Origin of the sequence: Acinetobacter sp. T_3_1 (assembly GCF_025377055.1) — a bacterium.
Taxonomy (GTDB): Bacteria; Pseudomonadota; Gammaproteobacteria; order Pseudomonadales; family Moraxellaceae; genus Acinetobacter; species Acinetobacter kookii.
The window spans coordinates 272,605-287,202 of sequence record NZ_JACHVD010000002.1; the positions used below are offsets into that span (position 1 = coordinate 272,605).

A 14,598-nucleotide genomic window follows, 5' to 3' on the forward strand; every position below is an offset into this window, starting at 1 on the left:
GTTCAGGCGGAAACCTCGTTTAAATACACCACCACAATCAGTCCGGTGGTCATCGCCAGATCGACATCCTGATGGGTGCCGAGATAATACTGCCGGTCAAACAGCTCCACCCGCCAGCCCAACTGCTTGCACAGCTTCTGTACCAGTTGCAGGCCAATGCCATGTCCCTTGATTTCCAGTTGCAGCTGCTGCCCGGAAAGCTCCTGGACTTTGGCGTTATTTGGTAAAGGAATGCCGACCCCATTGTCAGCAATCAGCACTTTATTTTTTTGCAGAATCACATCAATTTCTGTGCCTTGTGAATAGTTCAGCGCATTGCGCAGAATATTGCCAAACACCATTTTGGTCATCGACGGATAAAGTTTACGCGGCTGTTCATCGAGATCTTTTTGCAGCTCAATCTGTATGCCTTTGTTATGACTGACACTGTCCAGATCCTGCACCAGATTGTCCAGACATTCTGAAAGCATGGTCGGTTCAGCGGTTAAGGTATTAGTAGTATTGCGGGCAATCGCCAGCAAAGTATCGACCAATAGCTGCATGTCCTCAATGGTATTATGCAGGCGGGTAAAGGACTTGTTGTCGCCATAGCGTGCCTGACACAGCTGCACATTGCCCTTTAAAATGGTCAGTGGCGTGCGCAGTTCATGGCTGACATCACCGGTAAATTCGCGTTCACGATGAATAAACTCACTAAGCACCTGATGGTATTTTTCCAGCGCCTGTTTCAGATATTCCGCTTCCAGATTGGAGTCGGTACGGATGTCCTGAAACGGCGAAGCCTGATTTTTTTGGTGTTCCCAGTCAATATGCTCCAGTGCATTGGCCAGGCGGGTAATGGGGGAAAAATAGCGCCGCGCACGGCGGTTCCACCACCACAGCACACTATACAGCACAAACAGGCTGACCATCAGCGGTGCTAGACCAAACAGCCAGACCAGCTTGTTGACGTTGCTTTCGCCAAACACCAGCAGCACATGCTGTCCGTCTTTTTCACCATAAACGGTCATGCGCTCCTTGCCATCGACAAAATGCCGGTTCACCCCTTGCTCAAGCTGCATGTGGCGAAATTGGACCGGCGGCACATCGTTCCAGCGGTAACCATACAGGTTTTTGGTGTCGGGCAGTTCAGCAGCTGGATTACGTTCCAGCCGCTGCCAGTAGTGTGACATTTCCTGTTCCAGCGCAGTTCTGAGCAAGGAACCCTTGATTACCCAGGCACTACAGCCTATCCCGATCACTACAGACAGGGCAATGAATCCGATTTGCAGCCAGTAGTAGCGGTTAAACACCTCACCCAGCGGATGATCGCGTTTGTCCCTAAACAGCCTTAACATTGGTCTATTCCCCGCTGGCCCATCCGATTCATCGTTCAATTATATGACTTTTTTCTTAAACAGAAAGTGGCCGATCACCCATTCACGACCATGGTCATAACCAAATAGTTCGGCACAGGCCATAAAGAAAATTCGCCAGCGCTGCCACCAGATTGCAGCATCTGCACCATAGGTCTGTTCAAACAAGGGCTGCAGTTCGGCCTGCTTTTGGTCCATATTCTCCAGCCAGGCATTTGCGGTGCGTTCATATTGGGTGCCTGCCCATTGCCAGTGCTGTTCCAGCTGCAAATGCTGCTGGAAATGCAGGAAGGTTGAGGCTGCAGGCATCAGACCGCCACTAAAGAAATATTTTGACATCCAGTCAAATTCATTTTTCACTTCAAACGGATAATGCAGGAAACGGTGACAGAAAATATGGCACCACAGCAAGCCATCTGCTTTCAGCCAGGTGCTGATATTTTCAAACAGTTTTTGGTAATTACGTACATGTTCAAACATTTCCACCGAAACCACACGGTCGAAAGCAGCAGCTTCCAGTTGCAGTACATTGACGTCGCAGGTCATCACCGTCAGGTTTTCTAGTTTTTTCAGATTGGCCTGTTCTTGAATGTACTGGCGTTGGGTCGAGGAGTTCGACACCACGGTAATGCGGGCCTTGGGATAGTGCTCGGCCATGTACAGACTGAAAGAACCCCAGCCACAGCCTATTTCCAGAATATCCTGTCCATCCTGCAGCTGTGCACGCTGGCAATAGCTGGCCAGCGCGGCTTCTTCCGCCTGATCCAGCGTGGTATGCGCATGTTCAAACAGGCTGGCGCTGTATTTCAGACGCTTGCCCAGCACCGCCTGGAAAAATGCGGTGGGCAGTTCATAATGCTGTTCATTAGCTTTGTCGGTCTCGATGGCAATCTCGCTGTTTTTCAGCATATGCAGCACATCCATATAGCGCCGGGCTGCCAGTGCCGGGTCGAAGCGTCCTTCCTGTGCCAGACGTTTTTTGCTTAAGCTGCGAATGCCGGCCCGAATCACCGGATCGGGCAGTTTGCCACTTTCGACCAGTTTTAAAGATTGTTGAATCATAAAGTCCATGTATTTACCTACTCTTTGGGTGGCCACGGAATGAACATTGAAGTTCGTCGTTGATAGTCTTTATAGTTGTCGCCGCGATGGGCCAGCGCCTGTTGTTCACTAAAGGGAATACCGGTGATGTAGTACAGAAACAGCCACATCAGCAGCGGATACAGCCATAATCCATACACACCTGCCGCCAGACCGAGAACCGGATAGGCAAACCAGTGCAGCCATTCAAAAAAATAGTTTGGATGGCGTGAATATTTCCACAGTCCCCGATCCAGGGTTCTGCCCCGGTTTTGCGGATCGAGCTTGAAACGGTAGAGCTGCTGGTCGGCCGTGCTTTCCCCGATCAGTGCCAGCAGCATAATCAGGCCTGCTATCAGTACGGCATAGGGAGTCCAGTCATTCCATTGCTGGACCGGAATGCTGAGCAGCTCCAGCATCGGATAGGAAAACAGCACCACCAGCCCGGCCTGAAACAGAAAAAAAGCCAGAAAACCGAGATGCTGATAACTGCCCATGGCCCGGCGCATATTGGCATAGCGGGTGTCTTCCTTGGTTTCATTGGCATAACGGCGCAGCAGATGCCAGGTCAGGCGTAAAAACCAGATGCCGCTAAACACGCCCAGAAATACCCGAACCAGCAGCGGTGCAGTTTCCATCACCCAGGCCGCGATAATGACGTTGAGTGCAATACTAAAACTCCAGGCCACATCGACCAGTCCTGCACGCTGGTTATAGGTCACCAGCAGCCAGCTACAGAACATGATAAAGACATTCAGCACCAGTAAATTCAGCAGCATGTTCGCCCTCCTGTTTCATCTCGGCTTAGTAAGCACTGGCTTCGAACAGCAGATGCACATCACTGATCACGCCTTCGCGGAAGCCACCTTCGCAATAACACAAATAAAAATCCCACATGCGGATAAAGCGCTCATCAAAGCCAAGCGCCCGTACCTGATCACGCTGCTCCAGAAAACGCTGACGCCAGCAGTTCAAGGTTTGGGCATAGCTCAGACCGATATCTTCCAGATGCTTGAGACGCAGTTTTTGCTCGGACGCGGCCTGGGTCATGACACTGATGCAAGGAATAAAACTGCCCGGGAAGATATAGCGCTTGATGTAGTCCACGGTATTCAGGGCTTTGGCATAGCGGGCATCTTCAATGGTGATGGCCTGAATCAGCGCTAGACCATTCGGCTTTAGCAATTCACGGCATTTGCGGAAATAGGTCGGCAAATACTGCTCACCCACGGCCTCGATCATTTCAATCGACACCAGCTTGTCGTATTTGCCTTCCAGTAGACGGTAATCTTTCAGCTGGACAGTGACGCGATGTGACAGTCCGGCAGCAGCGACCCGAGCTACGGCTTCATCGTACTGTGCCTTGGAAATGGTGATGGTGGTGACTTTACAGCCATACTGCTGTGCGGCATAAATGGCAAAACCGCCCCAGCCACTGCCAATTTCGACCAAATGATCCATCGGTTTCAGCTTGAGTTTCTGGCAGATCAGCTCTTTTTTATAATCCGAAGCCTGTTCCAGGCTCATGCCCGGCTCTTTAAACACCGCACTGGAATACATCATGCTGCTATCCAGGAACAGCTTGAAAAAGTCATTGCTCAGGTCATAATGTTCGGCAATATTTTTGCGGCTGCCATCAATCGAGTTCTTGCGCGATTGGTACCAGAGCTTTAACAGCAACTGGCTGGCCTTGGCCACGGCATTCTGGTTCATCCGGTCCAGTACATCGCGGTTTCGTGCCAGAATGCGGATCACATCCACCAGATCTTCACTGCTCCAGTAACCGCGGATAAAACCCTCTGCTGCACCAAGCACACCATTACGGAACAACAGTTCCATCAGACGGGCATCATGCACCTGAATCACGGCCTGCAGATCGCTGTTTTCCCCGACCGGCCCGTTCCAGACGCCTTTAAAAATCAGCTGACCATGCCGTAATTTCAGCAAATGCCGTAATACCACCGGCAGTGTGCTTTGTTCTCCCATGAATAGTGTTTTCATTGCAATGTGTTTCCTTTTTCTTTTTTAGGATGCCGGTAAAACGGAATTTTCTTTTTCCATAAACGAAAGGCATGCAAATAAATTCCGCTGACCATCCTGAAGGGTTCAAGAACTTTCAGCACAGCATAGCGATGCTGCTGTGAAGGAACCGTGATGGCCTGCAGGGAAAATTTCAGGGTGGCGTCAAATTGCAGCACGTCCTGCTCAAACAGCTGCATATGAATCACGTTCTGCTGATCGGAGAAGCTGAAGCGCCAGCGGTAATCCAGTGTCATCGGCATGAACGGCGATACATGGAAAGCCTTTTTAAAATCAAACTGGTGGCTCTGGTACGGAGCATGTTCAGCTGTATTGTTCCGGCAGTCGTGGATATAGACCTGACGTTCATTCCACGGTGTGTTGGTGATTTCGCTGAGGACAAAGAGCAGTTGATCGGTGGCACCAAAGACCAGATAAAACACCACGGAATTAAAGCGAAAGCCGAGTGTGCGCGGCAAAGCCAGCACCCGGATGGAAGCGGCATGCGATAACAGATAGTTTTCCCGCTTGATCAGCAGGCGTGCGACCTTCTGCCGAATCGAACCACATTCCATGGTCAGAAAGTCACGCTCATCCAGGGTCAGGAAATTCCAGCGGCTAGAGGACCACAGCCAGGATTTTCGGGTAAAGGTCGAGAGTTGATCCGGATCAAACCATAAATAGGTCAGCTGGGTCTCAAAAGCATGGGCTTTGGGCAAATAACGGCGATGCCGAATTTCGGCAGCGGCGATCGCCAGTGGATAGATCTGCATCATGTGCTCCTAGGCCACCTGCTCAGTCTGCTGCAATAGCTGATCGACCACCCAGGCTGCGCTGCGCGCCCCATCTTCGTGAAAGCCCCAGCCCCAGTAGGCGCCACAGTATGAGGTGCGGTTCTGGGCATTGACCTCGCTCCAGCGTTGTTGTGCTTCAATCGCCGGGGCATCAAACACCGGATGGCGGTAATACCGCTCTACCCAGACTTTTTTCGGATCCAGGGCAAAATTAGGATTCAGGGTGGCAAAGACCTGGGTTTTGCATTTCAGGTTCTGCAGCTGGTTCATCCAGTAACTAAAACCATAATGAATGCCGCTGTGCTGGAATGGGGTATGTTCAGCAGCCTGACTCGGCGTCACATGCACATGCCAGCTGGCCCACTGGCGTCTGGATTTGGGCATGATGCGGGTATCGGAATGCACCACCATACGGTTATCCTGATAGCGGAACTTACCGAGTACATCCAGTTCCTGCGCAGAAGGGTCTTTCAGTAATTTCAGACTATCATCAGCATGGCTGGCAAACACGACCCAGTCAAAACGTTCGGTGCCCTGTGCTGTTTCAACTAGTACATCATTGGCACTGCGGGATACATGCAGAACACCCATCTTGCGGAAGGTAATATTCGCCTGGGACTGAATCGCACGAACGTAGCGAGCTGATCCCCCCTTGACCGTAAGCCACAAAGGACGGTCTTTTAGTTGCAACATGCGATGATGCTGGAAAAAGCTCACCACAAACTTATAGGGAATCTGTCCGGCTTGCTCCACCGGACAGGACCACAGTGCCCCGCACATCGGATAGAGATGTTCCTGACGGAAGGCTTCAGAATAGCCATGCTGATTCAGATACTCATCAATACTGAGCTGTGCATCAAGCTGCTCCACATCCAGATCTTTATTAGCCGCATAGAAGCGGAACAGATCCGACAACATCGCGCGAAAATCAGCCTTTAAAAAGTTTTGCGGTCTAAACAGCAGCGAGAATTTTTTCGATGGATTGTACTGCAAGCCCGTGACCTGATTGTTCACCGAAAAGCCCATGTCACTGCTTTGCGATTGAATCCCGAGTTCTTTCAGCATGGCGCAGAACAGCGGATAGTTATGCTCGTTAAACACAATAAAGCCACTGTCCACTGCGACCTGTTCACCGTCTATGTTGAACTGATGGGTATCGGTATGACCGCCAAAGTAATTATTCTTTTCAAACACCGTGACGTCATGCACTTTGCTGAGTTTCCAGGCGGCATACAGACCGGAAATACCTGAACCAATAATCGCAATTTTCATGGTGATTCCTTCGATTGAATCGTGTGAGTGTCTGCCGTAGCGGCTTTTTTCTGTTTCCGAGCCTGGGCAATTTTACTGGCTTCATAGACCCGTGCCGGAATCGGCTTTAGTCCCCAGACCAGCCCGAACAAAGACATGAGTTTCAGCAGGTAATAGGTCACATCAATCTGCCACCAGTAAAAACCCTGCCGGGTACTACCGGCATAGTAATGATGGTTGTTATGCCAGCCTTCGCCCAAGGTAATGATGGACAGGAATAAATTGTTGCGGCTGTGATCGTCCGTATCAAAATCACGGCTGCCGTAATGATGCGCCAGTGAGTTAATACATAAGGTGGCATGGATCAGCAATACGGTGGAGACCACAAAGCCCCAGACCAGCAATTGCAGGCCGGAGGTGCCGAGTTGTGGTAAAGCCATGGCCAGCCATTCGCCTAGTGCATAAATCCCGCCCGCAGTCAGCAGTACCACAATCAAACTGAAACGGTCCAGCCAGATCAGTTCTGGATATTTCAGCCAGTCCTTGACCACCTCTTTACGCGTAGCAAAATTATATTCATTCAGAAACCAGCCGACATGGCTATACCAAAAACCATGCGTGGATGAATGCGGGTCTTGCAAGGTATCGGTATAGCGGTGGTGATAACGGTGATGCGCCGCCCACCATAGTGGACCACGCTGTGCACTCATGGTGCCCAGTAATACAAACAGGAACTGTACCGGGCGCGAGGTCTGAAAGGTTTTATGCGACAGATAGCGATGAAAAAACGCCGTGATGGAAAACATGCGGATCAGGTAGAACAGCAGCATAAATCCCAGCGCAAACCAAGACACTCCCACCCAGAACACGGCGAGACAGGCCAGATGTAATAGAATAAAGGGTAAAATCCTCAGCCACTGAATCTTACTGTTTTCAGTTGTCAGTGTTTTGGGCTGTGTGGGTGTAGACCAGCTGTCTATCCATCGCATCAGACTTTTCAACATGGACTCATCCTACTTTCAAGCGATTGTCTTTATTCTATTTGATGAGTGTAATCAGTCAGATATGAATTTTATGTGAAGTAAATAAAAAAAAGCCGAACTGTGTAGAGAGCGTGGTCAGTTCGGCAAAAGGGTAACAGATTAATGCGGCAATTTGATCAGTTTTGTCACGTCATAACCATAATGTTTTGCAGTTTCCAGATAGGATTGATAAGTGGCTTCATCCAGTTGCGGTTCACGCGACAAGATCCACAGGTATTTGTTACTTGGCCCACCTACCAGTGCCACTTTATATTCTGGGTCTACTCGTAATACCCAGTAATGACCTTTGCTAAATGGCATCCATCTTAAGCCTTGCGGCAAAAAACTGACCTTCAGTTTGCTGTTGCCCGCATTTTGCGGATAGGCAACTCCTTCAGAACTGATCATCTCACCGTTGCCAATCCGGCAACTATTCAAGACCCGCATGGTCTGATCGGCATTGAGGCGATATTGCGCCGTGATATCCGAGACGCATTTACGCTGAAAATACATCGGTAAATGCGCAATTTCATACCACTTGCCTGCATACTGCTGGATATCCACCTGATCGACTGCCTGAGGCGCAGCAGTTTCTGCTCGGGTCGTGGTACTTAAGCTGATGATGGCCAGTACCGTCGCTGCAAAAACAGACTTGAATAGAATGTTCATTTTTTAGCCTTGTTTGATTACAACCTTAAGATAACCCAGCTAGATGTGAACAAACTGTGAAGATCAAATGCTGCGATTCAGGGTCTATTGGTCAGGAAATGCCATCTGAATATTCAGGACCCAGTGCGTTAGCGCAGTTTATTTGAGAGCCCCAAACAGGATTGCTGTTTCAAAGCCACTCTTTGCTGTCATCTGCAACAGGCGTTCCATGCATCACATGCTGAATCATGGCATAGGCGATACTGCCCTTGAACGGAATTTCGGGTAACTGATCAAATTTGAAAAACTGCGCATCGCTGAGTTCATTTTCCTGAATCTGGATGTCCCCTGCATGATATTCCGCCTTGAAAGCCATCATCAGGTTGCTGGGAAACGGCCATGGCTGGCTGGCCAGATATTGAATATTCTTGATCTGCAGCCCCACTTCTTCCAGCGTTTCACGGCGGACTGCCTCTTCCAGGGTTTCCCCGACTTCAACAAAGCCGGCAATCAGGCTGTACATCTGGGTTTTGTTGCGGGCATTTTTTGCCAGCAGAATTTCATTTGCACCCCGGGTAATGATGGTAATCACACAGGGGTTCACCCGCGGATACTGGTTATAGCCACAGGATGGACAGACCATGGCATACTGGCTGACGTGCTGCTGGGTGGCGTGACCGCATTTACTGCAAAAGCGGTGGTTACGGCGCCATTCCAGTAATTGTACCGCACGGCTGGCCTGTTCAAACTGCGGTCTGCTCCAGACTTGCACCAGTTGTCTAATCGGAACCAGCTGATAACCTTGCGGCACCGGTTCGTCTTCTTTCAGGTCACGAGCAATGACCTCGCCATTTTCCGTCAGGTTCAGGTCGTGTTGCAGTCTGGCTACCTGCGGCAACTGAAAATGCTCATCCACCAGTAATTGCTGCTGTCTAAAAATATACGCTTTTGAATGCATGCTCATGACAATTCCCTGATTAAAAAAAATCCCATACAGAGGGGTGTATGGGACAAAACTAAGGAAGCTTACATGGAGTAACTTCTAGCCAGATACTAGGCGCAAGCTGCCTGAATTACAACCATAATAATTTGTATCTTTTTGATTAAAATCACATAATTTTCACACTGCATATGCATTAAGGAATCATGCGAAGTGAGTTTCATCAACGGGCATTGGCGTTATAGGGATGAACGGTCTGTTATTGCAGTAATCATGATTACTGTACAATGCCAGCGGCTCAATTGGCAGAGTTGAATTGACTCAACATGCGGGTTGATCTTTATTTTCACAAAAAATTGAACTGTCTGGATTTACACTGCGTTCACTTTCCCTGGTTCTGAGATCGGTATGCGTTTCGGTTTAATTCTGGGTGACCAGCTTCATCATCAGCTTGCTACGCTCAAAGCGCTGGACCGTACCCGGGATGTGATCCTGATGGCCGAAGTGGTTGAGGAAGCGACTTATGTCGCCCATCATCCGCAGAAAATTGCCCTGATTTTTAGCGCCATGCGTCATTTTGCCAAAGAGCTCAAGGCAGAAGGCTGGCGTGTACGTTACCATGCTTTTCAGTCCGGCAGTCCGATTCGTAGCCTGCTGGATTTTGTGCAGGCACAGCAACAGCTGTTCCCCGTCACAGAACTGGTCATGACCCAATGCGGAGAATACCGCCTGCAGCAGCAGATTGAACAGCACTGGAGCCAGCATCTGCAACTGCCGGTACAGTGCCTGAATGATGAGCGTTTTTTCTGCAGTCCGGAGCAGTTCCGACACTGGGCCAGCCGCTACCAGACGCTGCGCATGGAATATTTTTATCGGGAAATGCGCAAACAGACCGGCTACTTGATGCAGGGACAACAGCCGCTTGGACAACAATGGAACTATGACAGTGCCAATCGCAAGGCCTGGTCAGGCAATCCTCCATTGCCGATACCACTCCACTTTGAACGCGATCAGATTGATCTGGATGTACTGGAACTGGTTGAACGCGAGTTTTCCCATCACCTTGGAAGCCTTGCCGATTTCCGCTGGGCCACCACGCGCAGCAATGCCCTGCTTGCATTGGAACATTTCATTGTCCACAGTTTGCCGTATTTTGGCGATTATCAGGATGCCATGGTTCAGGGCGCAGACATGGTGTTTCACAGTCTGCTCTCGCCTTATCTGAACTGTGGACTGCTGCTGCCCCGAGAAGTCTGTGATGCGGCAGAAGCTGCCTACCATGCCGGTCATGCACCACTGAATGCAGTGGAAGGTTTTATCCGGCAGATTCTCGGCTGGCGCGAATATGTCCGCGGAATTTACTGGCTGTACATGCCGGAATATGCCAGCCGCAATGCACTACAGCACTCAGCACCGCTGCCACAATTTTACTGGACTGGCCGTACCCGGATGAACTGTATGGCGGAGTGTTTCGGTAATACCTTTCAGCATGCCTATGCACATCATATCCAGCGTTTGATGGTGACTGGCAATTTTGCCTTATTAACTGGTATAGACCCGCAGCAGATCAGCGAGTGGTATCTGGCAGTCTATGCCGATGCCTATGCATGGGTAGAACTGCCGAATACGCTGGGCATGGTGATGCATGCCGATGGCGGCTTGATGGCCAGCAAACCCTATGCCGCTTCGGGCAATTACATCCATAAGATGTCAGATTACTGCAAACACTGTAGCTACAATGTCAAAACCCGTACCGAGCCAGACAGCTGTCCGTTCAACAGCCTGTACTGGTATTTCATGATCCGGCACGAGGTGAAATTCCGTACCCATCCACGTATGGGTATGATCTATCGGCAGCTGGATAAACTTAAAGATCGGCAGCAGATCATCAGCCATGCCCAGCAGCTTCTTAGCCGGATTGATGAGTTATAAACGATGAAAAAACAGCATCTCCCTGAAAAAATATGTATCCACTGCTTACGCCCTTTTACCTGGCGCAAAAAATGGCAACGCTGCTGGGAGGAAGTACGATACTGTTCTGAACGATGTAAACGTGAGTCCAGACGGCGGCCAAAATCAAACGCTTAGAAACGCTTGTATTGCCGTGAACAATAGGCCCGGATCACATCGGGTGAACGCAGCTGCAGATGCTTGGTTTTTCGACCAGTCACGCGTTCACGCCACATTTTAAAGCTACTGGGTTTCATATTTTGCCGCATCAAGCGGATTACCGCCGCTTCATTCAAACCGAATTCACGTTGAATGGCTTCAAATGGGGTTCGATCTTCCCAAGCCATTTCAATAATCCGTGATAGGTCCGCTCCCACATATTCAATTACTCGACGCACCACAGGCCCCTGATTGTTTTCATTCTTTAAATAAAATTTAAGAGATAAGATTTAAATTTATCTCTCTGCGTGTCTTGGTCAGATGAAACTGGCCAAATTCATCCTAATCCTAAAAAACTGGAGATGAATATTTTGTGATTTTTAGGGATTCTATTTTCTTTTAGTCCTGTATGGCTTTCGGGATCAACCTGTGCTCCAAGCACCTACTACCAAAGCCTATACCCCAGGTCGATGTTAATGACATCCCCTGTAGCAGACGGTATGCTGATGCTAAAAAACACCTTGGGGAAATTGTGCTCGAAATTATTGCTCAGCTCTGTGGCGGGATTGGTTTGTTCTTGATTGGCATGATTTTAATGACCGACAGCCTAAAAGATATGGCTGGTGAAACCTTAAGGGTATGGTTGACCAAATTTACCGGAACGCCGTTGAAATCACTCTGTTCCGGTATTGGCCTGACCCTGATTGTCCAGTCCTCTACAGCCACCACACTTGCGACGATCGGTTTTGTCGGAGCTGGAGTATTGAGTTTTACCCAGGCGATTGGAGTGATTATTGGCGCCAATATCGGAACAACCAGTACCGGCTGGATGGTGGCTTTGCTGGGGGTGAAGTTTTCTATCGCCACTTTTGCCTTACCCATGATTGCTGTAGGCGCGTTGCTCAAATTGTTAACGCATGGCCGTTTGGCATTATCCGGTTTTGTGCTTGCAGGTTTTGGCCTGATTTTCTTTGGGATTGAGCAATTACAGTTTGCGATGTCAGGTCTTGCTCAACAAGTTGATTTGTCCATTTTTCACTATGATTCATTTGGACAGAAGCTGTTTCTGGTCTGGATCGGACTGATCATGACGGTGTTGCTGCAGTCTTCCAGTGCCGCCATTACCGCGACTTTGGCTGCTTTAGCCAGTAGTGCGATTGACCTGCAGCAGGCCTTGTTCCTGGTGATCGGGCAAAATATCGGGACAGTTGCCACTGCAGTACTGGCCGTGATTGGCGGCTCAGTAAATGCCAAACGGACTGCAGCGGTGCATGTGATTTTTAACCTCATCAGTGCCGTATTTGCTTTCTTTTTGCTGATTCCCTTATTGAACTGGGCCTACCGTCATGTTCAATATATTGCGGCATGGGATGATGTCGTGATTGTGGCGGCATTCCATACCCTGTTTAGCCTGCTGGGCGCATGTATTTTTATGCCCTTGATCCATCCCTTTAATCAGCTCATATGCAAGTTTTTGCCTCAGAAAAAGTCCGGTGTGCTCGAAATTCTGGATGAATCCAATCTGGAGATGCCAAGCGTGGCCATCATTGCTGCAGAAAAAGTTGCCTATCAAATCCTGATGCAGATGTTTGAGATATTACGTCGTGCTTTTCAGGATGGGGTCAATTTGAGCCCAAAAGAATTACCGCAATTAGATGATGAAATCGAGCATCTTGAATTTTATTTAGAGAAAATTGTGGTGCCAGAGTATCAACAAGATAAACAGCGCTTGACCTCTTTATTACGCATGATGGTTTATATTCGGGTTCTGCGTAGTGATCTGGAAGGTGTTCCCTATGCACTGGCTATTCGCACCCAACCCCAGATTTATCAAGTGGCTTTAGATTTTTTAAATCTTCTCGAGCATTATGTCACCCGTCCGGATTTTTTAGAAAATGCTGAAAAGATTGAAAATTTCAAGCAGGAAGTCGCCAATCTTAAACAGTGGAGCGATGAGCATCGTGCTGCCTTACGTGAGGAAGTGATGCAATATGCCACATTGAACCGGTTGAGTGCAGCCAGAAGTTTAAAACTGCTGGCTGCAAAACGCTGGCTCGACCGATTAATCGCCCATACCAAAAGATTATCCAAGGTGCTGGCCGAACGTTAACATCGAAAGCCGCCCTCTGCTTTTATATGTAGGTTTGAAAATCTTTATGCAACAAAGTTTCTCGCAATCAGAAATAATGTTTAAGGCCGCTCAACTGCTAATGCAACGCCCATTCCACCACCAATACATAAGGTCGCCAGTCCTTTTTTCTTTTCACTGCGTTGCATTTCATGTAACAGCGTGACCAGAATTCGGCAGCCTGAGGCTCCAATCGGATGGCCTAAGGCAATGGCACCGCCGTTGACATTGACCTTGTCCATATTCAGGCCCAGTTCTTTCGCAACCCCTAAAGCTTGTGCGGCAAAGGCTTCATTGGCTTCAACCAGATCAACCTCATCCAAAGACCAGCTTGCTTTTTCCAGCGTCTTTCTCACAGCATTTACAGGACCGAGTCCCATCACTTCCGGTTCAATACCCGACATGCTATAAGCTTTAATTTTAGCTAGTGGCTGTAAACCGAGCTCTGCTGCTTTATCGGCACTCATCACCAATACGGCTGCTGCGCCATCATTAATCCCCGAGGCATTACCTGCAGTCACAGTGCCATCCTTTTTAAAGGCTGGGCGCAGCTTGGCTAGACTCTGTTCATTCGTTTCGGCCTTGATATATTCATCACGGTCAAAAACTAAGGGATCACCTTTACGTTGTGGCACTTGAACCGGCACAATTTCCGCATCAAATTTCCCTTCTACCTGTGCTTTGACTGCACGCTGCTGAGACGATAGTGCCAAAGCATCCTGATATTCACGGCTAATCGACAGTTTTTCCACAATATTCTCAGCGGTCATTCCCATGTGATACTGGTTATACACATCGGTCAGACCATCATAGACCATGCTATCCACCAACTGCGCATTGCCCATCTTCTGTCCATTACGCATCTGGATAATATGAGCACTTTGTGACATCGACTCCTGACCACCTGCCACGACAATATCGGCTTCACCAGTAGCAATGGCCTGTGCGGCCAAATGAACAGCGCGCAGTCCCGAACCACATACCACATTCAAGGTTGAAGCGGGTACTGAAACCGGAATACCCGCAGCAATTGCCGCCTGTCGTGCCGGATTCTGTCCCACACCTGCAGTCAATACATTCCCCATAATGACCTGATCTACCTGTTCTGGCTTCACTCCGGCAGCGTCTAATACCGCACCAATCACCACCTTTCCTAACTGCGGTGCACTGACGCTAGCCAGGCCACCCAAAAAACTTCCAATCGCAGTACGTTTTGCGGCAACAATCACTACTTCTTTCATTTTTATTTCCT

Annotated in this window: 14 protein-coding genes; 3 read left to right on the plus strand and 11 right to left on the minus strand. The window is 49.1% G+C overall.

The window, feature by feature from the left end; all coding sequences use genetic code 11:
• Positions 1-2: 2 nt before the first annotated feature.
• The 9 genes from H4I94_RS03895 to nudC all read right to left on the minus strand — a co-directional run bounded on the left by H4I94_RS03895 (position 3) and on the right by nudC (position 9,133).
• The gene (locus tag H4I94_RS03895; RefSeq protein WP_092819533.1) at positions 3-1,337 is read right to left on the minus strand and encodes a sensor histidine kinase; all 1,335 of its coding nucleotides are present in this window, start codon (positions 1,335-1,337) and stop codon (positions 3-5) included.
• Positions 1,338-1,376: 39 nt separating this feature from the next.
• A complete protein-coding gene (locus H4I94_RS03900; protein ID WP_261181529.1) occupies positions 1,377-2,426 on the minus strand; it encodes an SAM-dependent methyltransferase in 1,050 nt (349 codons plus the stop codon).
• An 8-nt stretch (positions 2,427-2,434) separates the two neighbouring features.
• A complete protein-coding gene (locus H4I94_RS03905; RefSeq protein WP_261181530.1) occupies positions 2,435-3,214 on the minus strand; it encodes a DUF1295 domain-containing protein in 780 nt (259 codons plus the stop codon).
• Positions 3,215-3,239: 25 nt separating this feature from the next.
• The gene (locus H4I94_RS03910) at positions 3,240-4,436 is read right to left on the minus strand and encodes an SAM-dependent methyltransferase (protein ID WP_261181531.1); all 1,197 of its coding nucleotides are present in this window, start codon (positions 4,434-4,436) and stop codon (positions 3,240-3,242) included.
• On the minus strand, positions 4,433-5,227 hold the full coding sequence (locus tag H4I94_RS03915; protein ID WP_261181532.1) for a DUF1365 domain-containing protein: 795 nt from the start codon (positions 5,225-5,227) through the stop codon (positions 4,433-4,435). The genes H4I94_RS03910 and H4I94_RS03915 overlap by 4 nt, the downstream gene beginning before the upstream one ends.
• 9 nt (positions 5,228-5,236) lie before the next feature.
• Positions 5,237-6,520: an NAD(P)/FAD-dependent oxidoreductase gene (locus H4I94_RS03920; RefSeq protein ID WP_261181533.1), complete on the minus strand. Its 1,284-nt coding sequence runs from the start codon at positions 6,518-6,520 to the stop codon at positions 5,237-5,239.
• Positions 6,517-7,503, minus strand: coding sequence for an acyl-CoA desaturase (locus H4I94_RS03925; protein WP_261181534.1), 987 nt, complete (start codon positions 7,501-7,503; stop codon positions 6,517-6,519). Before H4I94_RS03925 ends, H4I94_RS03920 begins: the two co-directional genes overlap by 4 nt.
• A 138-nt stretch (positions 7,504-7,641) precedes the next feature.
• Positions 7,642-8,190: a lipocalin family protein gene (locus tag H4I94_RS03930; RefSeq protein WP_261181535.1), complete on the minus strand. Its 549-nt coding sequence runs from the start codon at positions 8,188-8,190 to the stop codon at positions 7,642-7,644.
• Positions 8,191-8,359: 169 nt separating this feature from the next.
• The gene (nudC, locus tag H4I94_RS03935) at positions 8,360-9,133 is read right to left on the minus strand and encodes an NAD(+) diphosphatase (protein ID WP_261181536.1); all 774 of its coding nucleotides are present in this window, start codon (positions 9,131-9,133) and stop codon (positions 8,360-8,362) included.
• Between the two features lie 384 nt (positions 9,134-9,517).
• Between nudC and H4I94_RS03940 the strand changes: the two genes are divergently transcribed.
• Together H4I94_RS03940 and H4I94_RS03945 are read left to right on the plus strand one after the other, a co-directional pair.
• Positions 9,518-11,041 (plus strand): cryptochrome/photolyase family protein, encoded by a 1,524-nt coding sequence (locus tag H4I94_RS03940; protein WP_261181537.1) that lies wholly within the window; start codon positions 9,518-9,520, stop codon positions 11,039-11,041.
• Between the two features lie 3 nt (positions 11,042-11,044).
• Entirely contained in the window at positions 11,045-11,197 is a 153-nt protein-coding gene (locus H4I94_RS03945) for a DUF2256 domain-containing protein (RefSeq protein ID WP_131273782.1), read from the plus strand.
• On the opposite strand, the gene H4I94_RS03950 is transcribed toward H4I94_RS03945, so the two are convergent.
• Entirely contained in the window at positions 11,194-11,445 is a 252-nt protein-coding gene (locus tag H4I94_RS03950; RefSeq protein WP_409976742.1) for a TIGR03643 family protein, read from the minus strand. The genes H4I94_RS03945 and H4I94_RS03950 overlap by 4 nt on opposite strands.
• A gap of 305 nt (positions 11,446-11,750) precedes the next feature.
• Here H4I94_RS03950 and H4I94_RS03955 point away from each other — a divergent pair, with 305 nt between their 5' ends.
• On the plus strand, positions 11,751-13,328 hold the full coding sequence (locus H4I94_RS03955) for a Na/Pi cotransporter family protein (RefSeq protein ID WP_131273783.1): 1,578 nt from the start codon (positions 11,751-11,753) through the stop codon (positions 13,326-13,328).
• An 80-nt stretch (positions 13,329-13,408) separates the two neighbouring features.
• On the opposite strand, the gene H4I94_RS03960 is transcribed toward H4I94_RS03955, so the two are convergent.
• Positions 13,409-14,587, minus strand: a complete 1,179-nt coding sequence (locus tag H4I94_RS03960) for an acetyl-CoA C-acetyltransferase (RefSeq protein ID WP_261181538.1) — start codon at positions 14,585-14,587, stop codon at positions 13,409-13,411.
• Between the last annotated feature and the right edge of the window lie 11 nt (positions 14,588-14,598).

Bases quoted from the DNA above. Each gene is read 5' to 3' on its own strand.
- H4I94_RS03895 (WP_092819533.1), bottom strand. From the start codon at position 1,337: ATGTTAAGGCTGTTTAGGGACAAACGCGATCATCCGCTGGGTGAGGTG.
- H4I94_RS03900 (WP_261181529.1), bottom strand. From the start codon at position 2,426: ATGGACTTTATGATTCAACAATCTTTAAAACTGGTCGAAAGTGGCAAA.
- H4I94_RS03905 (WP_261181530.1), bottom strand. From the start codon at position 3,214: ATGCTGCTGAATTTACTGGTGCTGAATGTCTTTATCATGTTCTGTAGC.
- H4I94_RS03910 (WP_261181531.1), bottom strand. From the start codon at position 4,436: ATGAAAACACTATTCATGGGAGAACAAAGCACACTGCCGGTGGTATTA.
- H4I94_RS03915 (WP_261181532.1), bottom strand. From the start codon at position 5,227: ATGCAGATCTATCCACTGGCGATCGCCGCTGCCGAAATTCGGCATCGC.
- H4I94_RS03920 (WP_261181533.1), bottom strand. From the start codon at position 6,520: ATGAAAATTGCGATTATTGGTTCAGGTATTTCCGGTCTGTATGCCGCC.
- H4I94_RS03925 (WP_261181534.1), bottom strand. From the start codon at position 7,503: ATGTTGAAAAGTCTGATGCGATGGATAGACAGCTGGTCTACACCCACA.
- H4I94_RS03930 (WP_261181535.1), bottom strand. From the start codon at position 8,190: ATGAACATTCTATTCAAGTCTGTTTTTGCAGCGACGGTACTGGCCATC.
- nudC (WP_261181536.1), bottom strand. From the start codon at position 9,133: ATGAGCATGCATTCAAAAGCGTATATTTTTAGACAGCAGCAATTACTG.
- H4I94_RS03940 (WP_261181537.1), top strand. From the start codon at position 9,518: ATGCGTTTCGGTTTAATTCTGGGTGACCAGCTTCATCATCAGCTTGCT.
- H4I94_RS03945 (WP_131273782.1), top strand. From the start codon at position 11,045: ATGAAAAAACAGCATCTCCCTGAAAAAATATGTATCCACTGCTTACGC.
- H4I94_RS03960 (WP_261181538.1), bottom strand. From the start codon at position 14,587: ATGAAAGAAGTAGTGATTGTTGCCGCAAAACGTACTGCGATTGGAAGT.